We start from the raw sequence: 15751 nt of genomic DNA, 5'->3' as shown, positions 1-15751 counted from the left end.
TTGTGGAGACCTGGTAAGACCACTTCGGTGGCACGAGGTCGGTGAAGCAGGAAGCCGCGTAAACCCGTGGAGGGCTTACGCGGCGGCGTCCCCGGCGATTCAGTCGAGCGGCTGCACCCGTAGTGGCAGGGTGCCACCGGCGACGCATTTGCCGGTCGCGGCCTCCCACTTCCAGTGGTGCCGTGGGCATTCGATGACGCCCTCGCAGATGGTGGCGTACGCGAGGTCCTCGCCGGCATGCGGGCAGAACCGCTGCATTCGCAGGCCGTCCCGCTCGATGGTCTCGGTGTTCTGCCGTTCCCTGAGCATCTGCATGGTCTGCGCCGGCTGGTTGCCGTACCGCAACAGGCTCATGAAAGTGAGGTCGAAGACGTCCGGCTCCCGGTGCAGCCCCACGCGCATCGACAGCAGAGCCTCTTCCCAGCCGACTCGTTCCTCGATGATCGCCCTCATGGTCCTGGGGCAGAGCAGCAGGGTGTACTCGGGGTCATAGGGCTCCTCGCCCTCGATGACGAACCGCTCGGCCAGGCGGCCCAGCCGTACGTCCCACATGCGGCCGTCGGCGATGAGACGGATGTCCTTGGAAAAGTCGCCGAGGAAGCGCTTGTTCCAGCTCTGCAGCTTGGCGAAGTACGCCTCGATCTCCTCGGCGGTCACCGGATCGGCGGGCTCGTCGTAGAACGCGCTCCACTCGTCGCGGCGCCGCTCCCGGTAGGCGGCGAGGTCCTCGGAGGTCCGTGCGCCGGGATGACGCTCCACGACCCGGGTGTCCCCGAGCCGTACGGTGTCGCCGGGGAAGAGCCGCAGCACCTCGACGTCGGGGCAGGCCTCGGCGAACTCCTCGGCGACGTCCTCCCAGTGCGGGAAGATCGTCGCGTCGCGGTCGTTGTACGGCTCCAGCACGGGGTCCAGGAAGCAAGCAGGGCCTGCGGAAGGCAGGTAGGCCGCGGCTCCGGTGATCCGCAGTTTGCGGTAAAGCGTGTCGAGGTGGTCTCCGCGTACGATGTCGACCTTCTTGCTCATCACGTCAGGCGGAAAGTCATAGCAGTTGGGGTACCACATGGCCCCTGAGTACTGCGCGGAAAGCAGGTCCACGTCGCCGGGCAGCTCCGACATCGGAGTGTTGCAGTCGTTGAGGTCGAGGAATCGGAAGCCGTCGAGGTCGAGCAGCAGCCCGCTGTCCTCCTTGTGGCTCGTGTCCAGGTACATCGTCACGGCGAAGCCCGGGGCGACCTCGAACGTTTCCTTGTGGTCGAGCGCCACGATGTTCTCGTACCCCAGCGCGGAGAAGCGCTTCACCATGACCTTCGAGCGGTACTTGGGGACGATCACGGTGATCGCTCTGTCCAGTGTGCGGAGGACACGCTCGTCGTAATGGTCCTCATGGGCGTGCGAGATGTAGAGGAAGTCGAAATCCTGGCCGCGCACGGTGTCCAGCAGATCCCGATTGTCGGGATGAGGGAACCATGAGTGCAGGAATGCCGGATAGAACCAGGGGTCGATGAGCAGCCGTACACCCTGATGTTCGGCGATGAAACCCGCGTGCCCGAGATAGCGCAAAGCGGTCTGACGTCCGTCGCGGTGCAGGTTCAAGAAGAGTCCTCTCGTGACAGAGATTTGTCCGAGTCGGCGGCCCGTCGTGCTGCAGAATTGCAGTTTGCCGCCGACATCTGTTGAAAACAGAAAGCGTCGGTACTCGTAGATCAAGATTTTTTGGCGATTATGGAATCTGTTTTCCTTGGTGGCGGCCGGCGGGCTTGATGTCGACGAAAGTCGCCCCGGCGTGGACCGGAGCGCGGGGTTGACCAGTGCTTCGACGAACAGGGCCGAGACGGTGCGCGAGAAGGATATTTTCCGCTTTTGCGGATCGGTCCTTTTGCCCGAATGCGAAGTCGATCCAATGTGTCAGCGGGGAGATATTACGTCGATTGGCCGTACCGTTGCCGGAGCTGGAAGGCGACACGCCGAATCCTCCTTCGAATCGGGGGTTCGGGATCTCGTGACTTCTAGAGTCGGGACATCTCATCTGGAAATGATGGAGGTCAAGAAATGGGAGAGAAGCTGGTCGTGATCGGCCAGGGATACGTCGGCCTGCCGCTCGCGATGCGGGCGGTCGAGGCCGGGTTCGACGTGGTGGGGATCGACGTGGACGAATGGCGGGTGAAGCGCCTCAACGCCGCCGAGAGTTATGTCGAGGACATCCCCGACGACGCGCTGGCCACGGCGCTGCGGTCCGGCCGGTACCGCGCGGCCACGGACTACGCGGGAGCCGAGGGGTTCGACGTCTGCGTGATCACGGTGCCGACACCCTTGCGTGAGGGCGCGCCCGACCTCAGCCACATCGCCTCGGCCGGCCGTTCCATCGCCCCGTTCGTACGGCACGGCGCCACGGTGGTCCTGGAGTCGACCACCTACCCGGGGACCACGGAGGAGTACCTGCGTCCGATCCTGGAGGAGGGGTCGGGGCTGCGGGCACCGGAGGATTTCTTCCTCGGTTACAGCCCGGAGCGGATCGACCCGGGCAACGCGCGGTGGCGCCTGGAGAACACCCCGAAGGTCGTGTCCGGCCTCGACGACGCGTCCCTCGCCCGGATCCGGGCCTTCTACGGAGCCATCGTGGAGCAGGTCGTCCCGGTGTCGTCGCTCCAGGTGGCCGAGCTGTGCAAGCTTCTGGAGAACACGTTCCGGCACGTCAACATCGCTCTGGTGAACGAGTTGTCGATCTTCGCGCAGCAGCTCGGGATCGACGTCTGGGAGGCGGTCGACGCCGCCTCGACCAAGCCCTTCGGCTACATGCGCTTCACACCGGGGCCGGGTGTCGGCGGGCACTGCCTGCCGATCGACCCCTCGTACCTGTCCTGGAAGGTCAAGCGCAGCCTCGGGCGCAACTTCCGGTTCGTCGAACTGGCCAACGACATCAACGACCACATGCCGGAGCACGTGGTCCACCGGCTGACCCTCGCGCTGAACCAGCGGTTCAAGTCGGTCAAGGGAAGCCGTGTGCTGCTGCTCGGCCTCGCGTACAAGAAGAACGCGGGCGACTGCAGGGAGTCTCCCGCGATCGAGGTGGCCCGGGCTCTGATCAAGCTGGGCGCGGAGGTGCGGGCCGCCGACCCGCACGTCGATCTCGTCCAGTTCCCGGCCGGGATCGAGATCGCCGACGTGTCCTACCACGAGCTGGCCCGGGCGGACGCGGTCGTGCTCCTGACCGACCACGATTGCTTCGACTACGACCTCGTCCAGCGCGCCAGCGCGTTCGTCTTCGACACCCGCGACCGCTGCCGGGGCTGCAACGTCGAGCGCCTCTGACCCGACCCACGCCCGCCGCCCGGACACCGCGCCCCGGACACCGCGCCCCGGGCTCCGGGCTCCGGGTGAAGTACTGGCAAAGACGGCAGTACGAGGACGCGCCCGCCACCAAACTCTCCGCATGGTCAGGACCATGGCGGCGGGCGTGTTCATCGGCGGGGGAAGGCACGCCGGACGGCATCGGAGATCCCGCCTTGCCCGGTGGGCGCCCGGGGCGCTCGCCCTCCTGTTCGCGGCCGTCGTGCTACGGCTCCATGGCGTGTCCGTCCGCGATCTGGCCGCCTTCGGGCTCTATCTCGCGCTCGGCCTCGCGCTCCCCGGCGTCCTGTTGATCCGGGTCCTGTACGGGGCGGTGCAGGGTGCGGGGCGCACGCCGGGGGAGGAGCTCGCCCTCGGCGTGACGCTCGGATACGCGATCGAGGTGCCCGCCTACATCGCCGCCCGCGCGGCCGGCGCCCCGCTGCTCGTCCTCGCGTGGCCGGCCGCCGTCTACCTCGCCTTCCTGGCCGTGCCCCGGCTGCGCCGGCACTGGACGCGCGTGCCGCGGGGGGCCGCCGCGCCACGCTGGTGGTCCTGGTTCCTCGCGCTGGTCGTCGTGTACCTGACCGCCTGGAGCGCCACGAGCTTCTTCGACGCCAACGCGCTGACCTGGCCCCAGGCCGGGGCCTCCCTCTTCGACATGCCGTACCACCTGGCCCTCATCGGCGAGCTGAGGCACCACATGCCGCCGGAGGTGCCCATGGTCGCCGGCGAGCCCCTGCTCTACCACTGGTTCGTCTACGCCCACCTCGCGTCGGCGAGCTGGGTCACGGGCGTCGAGCCGATGGTGCTGCTCTACCGCCTCGCGGTCCTGCCGATGCTGGCCGGGTTCGCCGTGCTCACCGGGATGATCGGGCACCGCGTCACCGGATCGCGGGTCGCGGCGGCGCTGGCCGTCGCCGGGACGCTCCTCGTGTCCATGCCGAGCCTGTACGCCAACACCGACGGACTGCTCCAGTGGAGCGGCCTCCAGCCGAACGGATGGGGCAGCCCGTCGCAGATGTTCGGGGCTCTGCTGGTCGCCGCCGTCGTCCTCGTGCTCGCCGACCTTCTGGAGGGGCGCTCCGGCCGCGGCGCGTGGGTGCTGCTGGCCGTCCTGCTGGTCGCCGTCATGGGGGCTGAGGCCCCCCACCTGCCGCTGCTCATGGCCGGGCTGGTCGCGGCCGGAGCGGTACGGGCGATCCGGGACCGCCGCCCGCCCTGGGCCGTGCTGGCCGCGCTCGGCATGACCGCCGTGTGCCTGGCCTTCGCCCAGTTCGTCCTGTACGGCGGCACCCGGCAGGGGTTGATCGTGTCTCCTCAGTCCTTCGTCCGCACGACGTGGGTGCTGCTGGCCGGGCTGGGCGACGCCGCGAAGCCGTCACCGGCCTCGCTCGCCGGGATGACCGCCGTCTACCTGGTGTGCTGGGCCGTCACGTGGTGCGGGACCGCCGGGCTGCTGAGCCGGCCCCGGCTGCTCGCCCGGCAACCCGTCGTCCTCCTGCTCGGCATGTCCGCGGCGGGTGTCGGCGCCGTCCTCATGCTGGGTAACACCTCCGTGGACGAGGGGTACTTCCTCCAGTCGGTCTATCCGTACCTGGCGATCCTCTCGGCGTACGGGTTCGTGGTCGTGACGAAGGGGGAGCGGCCGTCACGCCGGGCGCTCGTGGGCGCCGTCGCCCTCGGGCTGGCGGCCGCGCACCTGATCCGCGTGCTGTGCGGTGTCGTCGTCCCGCTGGGTCCGGACCGGGATCAGGCCGCGCTCTACCTGCCGTTCGCCGTCCTGCTCGCCGTCGCCGTCCTCGCGGCCGTGGCCGCGATCGCGCTGAGGCGGCGCAAGGTGCGCGCCTGGTCCCTCGCGCTGTCCATGGTCGTGGCCATGGGCGCTCCGGCGTCGTGGCAGGCGCGCGCTCTCGCGCTGGGGGACACCGGGCGGGCCGACCCGGCCGCGAGCCGCGTCGTCCACCCCGACCTGGAGAAGGTGCCGCGCGGCGCGCTCGCCGCCGGGCGGTGGCTGCGCGCCCACTCGCGGCCGGACGACCTCGTCGCCACCAACGCGCACTGCGTCTGGGGCCGCGAGGACCCCTGCGACAGCCGCCACTTCTGGGTGACCGCGCTGTCCGAGCGCCGCGCCCTCGTCGAGGGATGGGCGTACACGCCGACGAACATGGACCGCTGGCGCCCGGGAGAGTCGGTGCTGCGCCTTCCGTTCTGGGACCCCGAGCGGATCCGGCTGAACGACGCGGCCTTCCGCCGGCCGTCGGCGGCGGCCTTCCAGTACCTGCGCGACCGCTTCGGGGTGCGCTGGCTCGTCGTCGAGGAGCGCCGGTCGCCGCCGATCGGGGACGCCGCGAACCTGCGGTTCCGCTCCGGCGACTATGCCGTCTACCGGATACCGGCGCGGCTGCGCGGCTGATACCGCACGCATGTGACCCCGACGCGTTGACACCGGGCGGCGTGATCACCCGGCGGCTGATGGGCGCGGTCCGGGGTCAGCGCCGTCCGATGCGGGCGGACACCTGCCCCACCAGGTTCCGGGGGACGAGCTTGCCTATCGAGACGATCGCCTTGTAGCGCGCCGAGGGAACGCTGACCCGCCGGCCCCGGGCGAGGTCACGCATGGCCTCGGCCACCACCCGGTCGGCCGACAGCCACAGGAAGCCCGGGATGCCGGAGACATCCATCGAGGCCCGCCGGTGGAACTCCGTACGGACGAAACCGGGGCAGAGGGCCATGACGCGCACGCCGCGGTCGCCGATCTCCGCGGCGACGGACTCGCTGAAGTTGACCACCCACGCCTTGGACGCGCTGTAGGTGCCCCGGGTGAAGAACGCCGCCACCGACGCCACGTTGATCACGGCACCGCGGCCACGTGCCCGCATCCCGGGCAGCGCGGCCAGCGTGAGCCGCAGCACCGCCTCGCAGTGGACCCGGAGCATGGTCACCTCGTCGTCCACCGGGACTTCGAGGAAGGCTCCGGGATGCCCGAACCCCGCGTTGTTGACCAGCAGGTCGACGCCCCGCCTGAGGCGGTCCTCGACCTTGCCCACGCCCTCGTCGAGGGAGAGGTCGGCCGGCAGCACCTCGACCGCCACGCCGTACCGCTTGCGCAGCTCTGCCGCCGACGCGGACAGCCGGGCGTCGTCACGGGCGACCAGCACGAGGGAGAAGCCGTCTGCGGCGAGGCGGCGGGCGAAGGCCGCGCCGATTCCGGCGGTCGCGCCGGTGATGAGAGCGGTGGGCATGACGGCAGACTAGCCTCACTTCGGACCGCCACTTGGCGGCGGCCCGGCCGACCAGAGCATCCGGCTCCGCTAATCCCCCAGCAGCCGCGCGATCAGCTCCTCGACCTGGGTGTTGAGCCGGGCGCCGCGCGGCCAGCCGGCGTAGTGCGTCAGGAAGACGACGACCTCGCGCAGCTCCGCCGGAGTCAGCTCCCCGGTGCGCAGCGCGGTGTCGAGCTGGACGCGCAGCGCGTCGTCGAGGCCGTCGCCGACGAGCAGGCCGAGCAGCAGCAGGCGCCGCTCCCTGACCGAGAGCACGTCACGCGCCCAGATCTCGGCGAACAGATGCTCCACCGTCATGCCGAAGAACTCACCGGGCGCGTCGTCGGGGTCGTCCCATCCGTTCACGCGCTTCATGATCTCCAGTCCGCGAGCCCAACGGTCAAGGTCGTCCACGTTGTCGCTCATCGAAGTGCTCCAAGTGCGTCGGCTGTGCGTCTGCGGCGAGCCCGGCGGGCGGCACCCCCGCCCCCTCTATCCTTGGCCACTTCGCGCGCTCGCGATAGGTCATTTTTCACCGTGCTCCCGACGTGTAGCACTATCTCACGCGATCAGTCATCAGTCGTTACTTGATTCAGTTGATGAGATTCGAGGGTCGGGGTCGATAACAGGCGAAGCCTAGATACAGCCAATATTTGGGCAGGATTACCCGGATGGGCGCCGTCGATCACGAGATGGATATTTCGGAAAACGGGCACTACCACCTCGTACAGCCGTAAAGCGGAGGTTGGGCCCAGGTGGACAGATTGCGGGGAAAATCCGGCACGCGGGCGGTCGCGGCGGCCGCCGTGTCGCTCGCCGTATTACTCGCCGGGCTGTCCGGATGCGCGGACTCCCAGTACACCTATGTGCGCGACGACGACGGAGGGACCTACTTCAAGGTGCCCTCGGCCTGGCGCAAGGTCGATCAGGGCGCGCTCGACACCAAGGTCTTCGGCGACCTGGGGTCGGAGGCGGCGCGGCTGCAGAAACGGCTCACCTGGACGGTCGGGTTCGACGCCCACGCCAAGCCGTCCGCCGACCACCTCCTGGCCCCCGGCTCCCTGGTCGAGGACCAGCCGTTCGTCATGGCGAAGGTCCAGACCCTCACCCCGTCACAGCAGAACGAGACGTCGCTCAACACCCTGCGCAACTCCTCCGGGCTCCCGGTCGCGATCAGCGGCGAGGTGCGGCAACAGCTCGAGTCGTCGGCCGCGTGGCCGTTCAGGGGCTTCGAGCTGGTGGCCGACCAGGTGTTGCCGGTGCGCGACGGCGTGCGCGGGATACGGACGATCTTCAACTACCGCCTGCTCGGCGGGCCGGTCCAGACGTTCGACGAGACGGCCTACCTGTCCGCCGACGGCACGCACGTGTCCACGCTGCTGATCCGCTGTACGGCCGCCTGCTACCAGAAGCAGGCCAAGGAGATCGACCTGGTCGCGCAGTCCTTCAAGGTCAAGCGCATCACCTCGTGAAGGAGCCCCTCAGATGAACCCGGCACATCAGCCCGAGGGGCTGCGCGAACCCGGCTCGGGACCCGTGGACCGCGACCGGCTGACCAGGAAACGGCTCCCTTTCTGGGACCGGGTGAAGTTCCTGCTGTTGCTGGCGATCCTGTTCGGCGTCCTCGTCCTGAACACCTTCGGGGCCTTCCGTGGGATCATCACGGTCCCGGACGCGATCGCCGTCACCGCCCGTGACTCGACCTGGATCCTTTGGCTGGCCGGCCTCGAACTGGTCAGGCAGCTCCACTTCCTGGTCAGCGAGCGGTCCGCGGCGTACCACCGGTTCTGGACCAAGAGGATCTTCGGCGGGTGGAACCGCTGGACCCGCCGCCGGTTCAGCGACTGGAGCCGCTACCGGCTGGCCCGGGCGCTGAAATGGGCGGTCTGGATCGCCGTCGTCGCCGTCGTGCTGGGCAAGCTGGGGAACACCTCGCCGATCGAGGCGCTGATCCAGGCCCCGGCCCAGGCGATCGGATACCTCCCGACGGTCCTGCAAGTCCTCCTCTACATGCTGCTGGCCGTCGGCCAGTTCGCCGCGATCTTCTGGTTCCTCTCGCGCGGCGGCGTGGACGTCTACTTCCCCGACGACATCAAGACGCGGTTCTCCGACGTGTGGGGCCAGGACCACGTGGTCGAGCGGGTCAAGGAGAACATCGTCTTCCTCGAACGGCCGGACGAGATCGAGGCCAAGGGCGGCTACGTGCCGAGCGGCATCCTGCTGTGGGGCCCTCCCGGCACCGGCAAGACCCTCATGGCCGAGGCGGTCGCCGGCTCGACCGGCAAGCCGTACGTGTTCGTGGATCCCGGCGCGTTCATCAACATGTTCTTCGGCGTCGGCGTGCTGAAGGTCAAGTCGCTGTTCCGGAAGCTCCGCAAGCTGGCGCTCCGCTACGGCGGGGTCATCGTCTTCTTCGACGAGGCCGACTCCCTCGGCAACCGCGGCGCGCTGGCCTCGGGCGGGCCGGGCGGATTGGGCCGGGCCGCCCCGCACCGGTCGCCCGCGCCCTTCCAGCACGCCGGTTGTAACGGCTTCTCCTACCTCGACCAGGAGACCCGGTGGCTGCTCGGCCGGAGCGCGCTCGGGCACGGGCGGGCCGAGCCCGCGGCCGCGCCCGTCTCCAGGACCGCCGCGTTCGTCAACCGCCTGGTCTACGGCGCGGGCATGGGCGGCGGGGGCGGCATGGGGACCCTGCAGGCGCTGCTCACCGAGATGTCCGGGCTGAAGAAGCCGCGTGGATTCGTCAACCGCTATGTGCGGCGGCTGCTCGGTATGCGGCCCAAGCCGCCGCCGAAGTACCGCATCCTGATCATGATGGCGACCAACCTGCCGGAGGCGCTGGACGAGGCGCTGCTGCGTCCAGGGCGGATCGACCGCATCTACAAGGTCGGCTACCCGTCCAAGGACGGCCGGATCCGCACCTACCAGGGATATTTCGGCAAGGTGCGGCACGAGCTGACCGACGAGCAGGTCGACAAGCTGGCCACGATCACTCCGTACGCCACCGGCGCGACCATCAAGGACCTCGTCAACGAGTCGCTGATCACCGCGATCAGGGACGGCCGGGACGTGATCACCTGGTCCGACGTGATGCGGGCCAAGCGGCTGAAGCAGCTCGGCCCTCCGGAGGACGTCGAGTACATCGAACGGGAGCGGCACGCGGTGGCCGTGCACGAGGCGTGCCACGCCGTCGTCGCCTACCGCACCCGGCACCACCTCGAGATCGACCTCGCGACCATCGAGAAGGGCGCCGACTACCTCGGCATGGTCTCCAGCATCAAGCCGGAGGACCAGTTCACCCGGTGGAAGTCGGAGTACGAGGCGGACATCATGGTCTCCCTCGCCTCGCTGGCGGGTGAGCGGATGTTCTTCGGCGAGGACAACTCCTCGGGCGTCTCCGGCGACCTCCAGTCGGCCACGCTGCTGACCGGGCTGATGGAGGCGCACTGGGGCATGGGCATCGGCGTCGCGTCGCTAGCCGCCCTGCAGGACCTCGGCGTCCGCGAGGGACGGGCCCAGAAACCGCCGGGCCAGGGCGGCGGCATCGGATTCACCGGCACCCCCCGGCCGGCGGGTGACGATCTGGCGCCCGACATGCTCCCGGAGCGGATCGAGTTCAACCTGAACCAGCTGCTGGAGAAGACCGCCGAGCTGCTCAGGAACAACCGGCGGGAGGTGTTGAGCGTCGCGCACGCTCTGGAGCACCACAAGACGCTGAACGGCGACGACGTCGTCGCGGTCATCGAGCGGACCCGCGGGCCGCTCGTCGGCGGCACCATCTACGGCTCCGACGAGTTCTTCGAGGAGATCGAGGCCTACCACGCGGCCGCGGCGGACGCCCACCGCGGCCACAGCGCCGTCCCCGTCGACCTGCCGGTGCCCGCGCGGGTGCTGGAGCTTCAACCGTCGGCCGTCGTCGCCGCCGCGCGACCGGGTTCTCCGGAGCAGGCGCCGCCCACGTCGTACGGGACGTCCGGCGGGCACGACATCGGCGTCATCCGGCCGGACGTTGTGCCGTGGAACGGTTCCGGGCCCGCCGTCCACCCGGACCAGGCCGCTCCGCCGGCGAGCGTCCCGCGCGGCCGGTCGCACGGGATGCTGTGGGCGCTCATCGGCGGGATCATCGCGCTCGTCGTCATCGCCCTGCTCGGGATGGCCTTCCTGCAGGGCGACGCGTCCGGGGCGATGGAGGAGGGATCCACGAACGTCGCGCCGGGAACCGCGCTGATCCTGTTCCTCGTGCTTCTCGGCGTGATCGGCCTGATCGTGGCCGCCGTCGCGGTGGTGCGCGCCCAGCAGGCGGGCCGCAGGCAGGCGGAGGAGGCCAGGGACCGGGCGGCCGAACGGGCCCAGCTGCTCGCGGCGGCCATGGATCCCGAGGTCGCCATGCGGCTGCTCGGCTACGACGGCCGCCGCGGCCCCGACGGCACCGTGTGACGCGGTGGCGCCGCCGGACTGCTGAAGAAGGTCAGAGGCGGAAGGCCAGATCGGGTGTGATGTCGGCGACGTCCATCTGGGCCTTCTGCAGCCGGCCGGAGTAGTCCCAGTTCATCGCCTGCCACCGGGTGAACTGGTCGAGCACCCAGACGCCGCTCTGCCGGCTGCCGTTGCCCGACTTGCCGTTCCCGCCGAACGGCAGGTGTGCCTCGGCCCCCGACGTCGAGTTGTTGACGCTGACCATGCCGGCCGAGACGCCCGCGCGGAACCGGAACGCCGCCTGCGGATCGGTGGTGTAGATCGACGACGACAGCCCGTAGCCCGGCCGGTTCGCCAGCTCGATCGCCTCGTCGAGCGTGTCGAACGTGGTCACGCCGACGATCGGGCCGAAGGTCTCCTCGAGGAAGAGCCGGTCGTCCGGCCGCACGCCGTCGACGATCACCGGGTGGTAGTAGAGGCCCTCGCCGTCCATGGGACCGGTCGGCCCGGGCAGCACGGTGTGGTGCGGCCGGATCCAGGTGAGGTACTCCTCGTACCGCTCGGCGAACTTGTGGTCGAGCAGCGGTCCGTAGAGCACGTCGCCGTTCGGGTCGCCGATCTTCGCCGCCTGTACGGCCTGGACGAACCCGCGCACGAACGCGTCGTGGACGTCCCGGTGGACGATGACCGTGCCGAGGGACGTGCAGCGCTGGCCCGCCGTCCCGAACCCGGAGAACAGCGCGCCCTCGACCGCGAGGTCCAGTTCGGCGTCGGGCATGACGACCATCGGGTTCTTGCCGCCGAGCTCCAGGCAGGGCGACTGCAGGTGCCGCCCGCACAGCTCGCCGACGCTGCGCCCGACCGCGCTCGAACCGGTGAAGCCGACCTTGTGCACGGTGCTCTCGGACAGCGCCAGGTCCAGCCCCTCGTATGTTTGCGCGCCGTCCGCGAACACGACGTTGAGCACGCCGTCGGGCAGCCCGGCGGCGGCGAACAGGCGGTACAGCGCGTGCGCGGACGCGGCGGCGTACTCGGCCGGCTTCCACACCACGGCGTTGCCGCACAGCAGCGCGGGGACGAGGTACCACGAGGGGACGGCCACCGGGAAGTTGCCCGCCGTGATCACGGCCGCGACGCCCACCGGTACCCGGAAGGTGAACAGGTTCTTGTCCGGCATCTCCGACGGCACGGTCTGGCCGTAGAGGCGGCGCCCCTCGCCCAGGAAGAAATCGCAGGTGTCCACGATCTCGCGGACCTCGCCCAGCGCCTCGGCGTACGGCTTGCCGATCTCCTCGGTGACCAGCCGGGCCAGGGCCTCGGTGTTCGCCTCGACCAGCCGGCCGATGGACGCGATCACCCGGCCGCGCACCGGCGCGGGCACTCGGGCCCATTCCTTCTGCGCGGCGGCAGCCGTACGGCATGCCCGGGCGAACGTCGCCGCGTCCGCGAGCGGGACCGTGGCGACGACCTCCGAGGGCCGCGCCGGGTTCGTCGACGTGTAGGGAGAGCCTGTGTGGTCGTTCTCTCCACCGATGACGGAAGTGATCTGACGGGTCACCGTTGACCTCCTCGTTCGGGTTACTGTCGCATTCTTACAAGCGGGTGCGACAGGGTGAAGCGCCAATGTGTACGGATGACAGATCGCTCGCGGATCTCTCGCGGATCGCTCGTCGCTCGCGGGTCGCGCGCCGGATCATTCGCGTGTCACCCGGCGGGTCGTTCGCCGGCGGCCGCCTTCCGCCGGTGCGCGATCGCCGCGGCCTGGGTACGGCTGGCCACGCCGAGCTTGGCCAGGATGTTGGAGACGTGCACGCTGACGGTCTTCTGTGAGATGTACAGCAGCTTGCCGATCTCCCGATTGGGCAGGCCTGCCGCCACGTGTTCGAGCACCTCGCGCTCGCGGGCCGTCAGCGTGTCGAGCCCCCCGCCACCCGCGGCGGGGACGGGCTGCGGCGGCTCGCTGAACCGGGCCCGCAGGCCCAGCGTCTCCAGCGCCCGGCGCAGGGGAGCGGCCCCGAGCCGGTCGGCCGTCTCCAGCGCCCGGGACCACTCGGTCCGGGCCGCCTCGCGGTCGCCCGCGTCGAGCAGCGACTCGGCGAGCCTCCAGCGGGACCGCGCATCCTCGTAGACGAACCCGAACCCGAAGGCGTCCGCGGCCCGCCGCCACAACTCCGGCTCCGCCGTGCCCCGGGTGCGGTGCCATTCGGCCTCGGCCCGCAGCAGCCAGGCGGCGCCCTCGGGGCCCAGCTCCAGGCGGGGCCCGTATGGGCCGTTCGCGGCGGCCCAGCGCGCCCGTTCGATCAGGTCGTCGGCGCGCTCCCGGGCGTCGTGCGGCGACGCGCCCTCCGCCAGCGCCCACAGCCCTGTCGCGCAGATCCGGATGAGTCCCGGATCGAAGGGGTCGCACGTGTCCACCGCCGCTGACACGTGGCAGAGGGCGGTCTTCGGGTCGCCGCGCCAGAGGGCCTGTTCGGCGGCCAGCCCGCGCGCCATGTAGATCACCAGGCTGTCGGCCTGGCCGTCGCGCTCGTCCGCCTTCCAGAACGGCCGGAGCCACGCGAGCCGCTCGTCGGCCGCGTCGCTGCCCCGCCCGACCTCGATGAAGAGCGCGAACGACGACAGGTGCGCCTCGGTGGGCATGCCGACGCGCACGCCGAACCCGGACGCGATCAGCTCGGCCGTGTCCCAGTCGCCGGACGCGTAGTGGATGAGGAACTGGAGGAACCGCAGGTCCGTGCCGTAAGCGCTCCAGGTGAGGCCGGTGCGCGCGGCCAGCTCGATGCCCGCGCCCGCCGTACGTGCGGCGGTGTCCAGCTCTCCGTGCTCGTACCGCACGCGGGCCTGGTGGAAGGTGGCGCGCAGGTCGATGCTGAGGTCGCCCGACCGCGTCGCGGTGGCGAGGTCGAGCAGCTCCTCCACGCGTTCGACCGTGCCCGTCGCCTCCTCCATGATGGCCAGCGTGATCAGGGCGCTCACCTCGGCGTCCCGCGCCCCGACCGTCCGGGCGGCGTCGAGCGCCCGGTTCGCCAGATCCGTCACGGCGGCGCCCGACGTGGTGAACATGGCCCGGGCGTACGTGGCGAGCGCGCGGGCGAGCAACGGGGTCGGCTCGCCGGGCGGCAGCACGTCGACGGCGGTGCGCGCCGCTTCCACCATGCCGACGCCGAGGTCCGAGTCGGTGAGGTGGTAGGCGATCCGCTCGTTGAGCTCGGAGATCAGGAGCGGATCGTCGAGCACCGGAGACAACCGCCGCAGCTGGGCCACCGCGCGGCGGTAGTCCCCGGAGTCCGCGGCCGCCGCCGCGCTGGACAGGGCGATGCGGACGGCGGTCGTGCCGGTGAGCCGCTCCGCGTCGGTCACGTGCTCCCAGATCTCGAGCGCCCGGTCGAAGTGGCGGTGCGCCTCGGCGGGCGCGCCCACATCCGTCGCGATCCGGCCCGCCTCGACCGAGGCCCTCAGCGCTCCCGGCAGGTCGTGGCCGGCGTGGTAGTGGTGGGCCAGTTCGGCCGCGGAGGCGCCGCGCGCGGCGAGCAGCCGGGCGAAGGTCCCGTGCAGCCGGGTCCGCTCGCCGGGAAGCAGGTCGTCGTAGACGGCCTCCTGGAGCAGCGCGTGCCGGAACGCGTACCCGTCCCTGCTCGTGGTCAGCAGACCGCGCGAGACGATCTCGCGCAGCGCGTCCTCGAGGGGGATCTCCCCGAGATCGGTGGCGTCCCCGAGAATGTCGTGATCGACGCTGTGCCCCGCCACCGCGGCCACCCGCATGACGTGGCGCGCCTGGTCGGGCAGCGCCTCCACCCGGGAGAGTAGGAGGTCAGACAGCGTGCCCGGCACCCCGTCGCACATCGCGGCCGCGGCGAGCAGCTCCTCGGCGAAGAAGGGGTTGCCGCCGGCCCGCTCGACCACCCCGCCGATCAGATCGACCCCGCCGCCGATCGCACGGTGGCTTGTGTCGATGGTCGCGAGGTAGTGGGCCAGATCGTCGTTCCCGAGCGGAGGCAGCTCGATCGCGTTCACCAGCGGCAGCCGCTGCAGCTCGGCGAGGACCGGACGCAGCGGATGCCTCCGATGCAGGTCGTCGGTGCGGTAGGTGCCGACGAGGGTGACCCGCTCCCGCTGCAGCATCCGGGTGAGGAAGACCAGCAGGTCACGGGTCGAGCGGTCGGCCCAGTGCAGGTCCTCGAACACGAACAGCACCGGGCGGCTCTCCGCCAGCTCCGCCAGGAGGCCCAGCACCGAGCCGAACAGCTGCTGCTGGGCGAGCGCCCCCGTCGCCGCGCCGGCCGTACCCGGATCCGCGCCGGGCAGCAGCCGCCGCAGTGCCGGCCAGGCGGTCAGCGCGTCGCCGGCCGGTGTGCCGCCCTCCGCTGCCCCGCGCAGCGCGTCCACGAGCGGGAGGTACGGCAGGGCGTCGCCGAGCTCGGCGCACTGTCCGACGAGGACGGTGAACCCGCGCTCCTCGGCCAGGTCCCGGACCTCGTTGACCAGGCGCGTCTTGCCGATCCCCGCGTCGCCGCCCACGAGCGCGACCCCGGCCAGGCCGCCCTCGGCCGCGTCAAGCACGCGCAGCAGAAGATCGAGCTCACCCGACCGGCCGATCAGCGCGGTTCGCGCGGTTTTCGGACGCACGCCGTGAGTATGCCACGCGGCTCGGACATAGCCGCTGTACTCGGGATCTTCCACACAGGCCGGGTATCCCATGCGTCGGGCGGGCGAGGGCGTCGTCCGTCCAGGGTCGTCCCTCG

General features: G+C 70.5%; 9 protein-coding genes. 4 read left to right on the top strand and 5 right to left on the bottom strand.

The features are described from left to right. Positions 1–99: 99 nt before the first annotated feature. On the bottom strand, positions 100–1593 hold the full coding sequence (locus tag QSK17_RS05005) for an MBL fold metallo-hydrolase (RefSeq protein WP_285703192.1): 1494 nt from the start codon (positions 1591–1593) through the stop codon (positions 100–102). A gap of 456 nt (positions 1594–2049) precedes the next feature. Here QSK17_RS05005 and QSK17_RS05000 point away from each other — a divergent pair, with 456 nt between their 5' ends. Beyond that, positions 2050–3309, top strand: coding sequence for a nucleotide sugar dehydrogenase (locus tag QSK17_RS05000; RefSeq protein WP_285703191.1), 1260 nt, complete (start codon positions 2050–2052; stop codon positions 3307–3309). Between the two features lie 121 nt (positions 3310–3430). Then, the gene (locus QSK17_RS04995) at positions 3431–5743 is read left to right on the top strand and encodes a hypothetical protein (protein WP_285703190.1); all 2313 of its coding nucleotides are present in this window, start codon (positions 3431–3433) and stop codon (positions 5741–5743) included. A gap of 76 nt (positions 5744–5819) precedes the next feature. On the opposite strand, the gene QSK17_RS04990 is transcribed toward QSK17_RS04995, so the two are convergent. Continuing rightward, positions 5820–6572 carry an SDR family NAD(P)-dependent oxidoreductase gene (locus QSK17_RS04990; protein WP_285703189.1) on the bottom strand — a complete coding sequence of 251 codons (753 nt, stop codon included), beginning with the start codon at positions 6570–6572 and terminating at the stop codon, positions 5820–5822. Between the two features lie 69 nt (positions 6573–6641). Then, positions 6642–7019, bottom strand: coding sequence for a carboxymuconolactone decarboxylase family protein (locus QSK17_RS04985; RefSeq protein WP_285703188.1), 378 nt, complete (start codon positions 7017–7019; stop codon positions 6642–6644). Between the two features lie 329 nt (positions 7020–7348). On the opposite strand from QSK17_RS04985, the gene QSK17_RS04980 reads away from it, so the two are divergent. Both QSK17_RS04980 and QSK17_RS04975 read left to right on the top strand, forming a co-directional pair. Then, on the top strand, positions 7349–8065 hold the full coding sequence (locus QSK17_RS04980; RefSeq protein ID WP_285703187.1) for a hypothetical protein: 717 nt from the start codon (positions 7349–7351) through the stop codon (positions 8063–8065). Positions 8066–8078: 13 nt separating this feature from the next. Then, positions 8079–11030, top strand: a complete 2952-nt coding sequence (locus QSK17_RS04975) for an AAA family ATPase (protein WP_285703186.1) — start codon at positions 8079–8081, stop codon at positions 11028–11030. Between the two features lie 31 nt (positions 11031–11061). On the opposite strand, the gene QSK17_RS04970 is transcribed toward QSK17_RS04975, so the two are convergent. Then, positions 11062–12567 carry an aldehyde dehydrogenase family protein gene (locus QSK17_RS04970; protein WP_285703185.1) on the bottom strand — a complete coding sequence of 502 codons (1506 nt, stop codon included), beginning with the start codon at positions 12565–12567 and terminating at the stop codon, positions 11062–11064. Positions 12568–12713: 146 nt separating this feature from the next. Further along, the gene (locus QSK17_RS04965; protein WP_285703184.1) at positions 12714–15635 is read right to left on the bottom strand and encodes a helix-turn-helix transcriptional regulator; all 2922 of its coding nucleotides are present in this window, start codon (positions 15633–15635) and stop codon (positions 12714–12716) included. Between the last annotated feature and the right edge of the window lie 116 nt (positions 15636–15751).

The organism is Microtetraspora sp. NBRC 16547 (genome assembly GCF_030268965.1).
In the GTDB taxonomy this organism is placed as follows: Bacteria; Actinomycetota; Actinomycetes; order Streptosporangiales; family Streptosporangiaceae; genus Microtetraspora.
The sequence above is the reverse complement of the archived record's forward strand: the minus strand, read 5'-3'. Positions and strand labels throughout refer to the sequence as shown.